Raw genomic sequence first — 1,750 nt, forward strand, 5'->3', positions numbered from 1 at the left:
CGCACAGCCATAAGCCGAGGGATTTTAAATTCTACGCCAAATGCATAAACACCAATACGTTAGCGTTAAATCTCCTAAAATAAGCATTAAATAATTAATTTAAAAATCAGTGTATTACGTCATGATCGATTTTACGGAATAGGACCGATATTTGACTAAAAATTAATAGCTTTAAGCCGCAGGCCAGAATTGCAGATTGGTCAGAAAAAAGGTCTCAAATTAGTTCGGGAAAATTTCTCTCAATGACGGATTACACCGAAAGAACCGACATTCTCCAGAATGGGACTTAAGGAATTTTCCCAACAACTGTGTGATTTTTCAGATTATTTTGTTTTCTCTAACTTATTGTTAAAACTAATTCGTACTCCAATAATCATTAATGTACATTCCCTTCTAAAGATTTGTTGATCTGAAATTTTGCATAGAGAAAAACATTACGCCGGTTGAGGATGCAGCAAAAATTGGGTACCACAATCGCTGGCTGTATAATTTATATGCCCTACCCGGGCATTACTGAAAGATTAAAAAGGAATAAAAATGTCGACAAAATCATTCTATTTTTCTCGATGGGCCGACATGCGAGCTGAAGGTGTTGGTGCTGTACACGCCTCTTTCTCATTATCTATTAATGTAACTGAAGATAATGTTAAAGAAGGAAAGAAAATGTATTTATCAGCATCGCTGGTCTGTAATGCTGCTAAGGCTTATGGTTCCGGTAAAATTGTTCCCTGGTGTACAATAAAAAACAATATAGATAATAAAAAATATGTTTTAGAGAGTAGCGGGGAATCTTTTATTCTCCGTCATGATGAAGTTCTTATCGGCAGCAGTTCATTTTTAATACCTTGTAAGAAAAACATACTCCCCGTCTTAGATATAGAAGCTGGGTATTTTTTACATACAGGATATACCGGAATAATCAGGCCATTCCCTGGCAGTTTGACCAGACAAATCACATTAAATAAATTTTAGGATAATTTATTATGAAAAAATCAGTTAAATTATCTGTAGCAATATTTTATTTATTCCTGTGTATACCCGTTTTTTCTCTTCCTATTTTTAATGAGAGTCTGCCTGCAGATGACCCCACGCAGGAAGCGGTTCTACTTGTGCAGAAATTAATAACATCTGAAGATAGTGAAAAAAGTGAAATTTTCAAACAGTTTAAAAATCTGTTAGATGAAAACCCAGAAAACATTAATGTCAGAAAAATGTACACAAATAGCCTACTTGCTGATAGATACTATGCAGAAGGGCTACAAGAACTTGAGATACTCAACAAAAAGCATTTCACCCGAACTGACTTATTGACTGAGTGCATGGTAAAAGAAAGATTAGGGAAAAGAGATGATGAATGCTACAGGCAGGTTATTCACCTCTCAGAACAACAACAATCGATTGACTCCGATTACTTGACTGCACTTTTTTTCGCTAATGATAAACGATTCGAACCTTTAAAGAATCGCTTGATTAAAGAGGGAGTATTTAAGGAAAGTGACTTGTTAATATTCACCTTAAGCAAAGAGACGATGTTACGAGAGTTCTATCCATAGTTTATGGGTACCGGAAAATTACAGTCTCAACAGTACCAAACATTGAGTATTCGGCTTATCAGGTTTGGTAGGCAGTCAAACAGGTACTCAGTAGCTCTGATTAGTAACTCAATCAGAGCTATCTATTGGTAAGCGTCCGGCTAACTCATATTGTTAATAAAACTCTGCTGCCACATGCTGCCCTCATTCAATACAAC

At 35.8% G+C, this 1,750-nt stretch carries 2 protein-coding genes; both read left to right on the forward strand.

Annotated elements, in window-relative coordinates; genetic code table 11:
• Nucleotides 1-537 precede the first annotated feature (537 nt).
• Nucleotides 538-972: a hypothetical protein gene (locus AC971_RS21390; RefSeq protein ID WP_025383325.1), complete on the forward strand. Its 435-nt coding sequence runs from the start codon at nt 538-540 to the stop codon at nt 970-972.
• Nucleotides 973-983: 11 nt separating this feature from the next.
• Nucleotides 984-1,553 (forward strand): hypothetical protein, encoded by a 570-nt coding sequence (locus AC971_RS21395; protein ID WP_025383324.1) that lies wholly within the window; start codon nt 984-986, stop codon nt 1,551-1,553.
• Nucleotides 1,554-1,750 lie beyond the last annotated feature (197 nt).

This window comes from Yersinia similis (assembly GCF_001053095.1).
GTDB classification, from domain to species: domain Bacteria; phylum Pseudomonadota; class Gammaproteobacteria; order Enterobacterales; family Enterobacteriaceae; genus Yersinia; species Yersinia similis.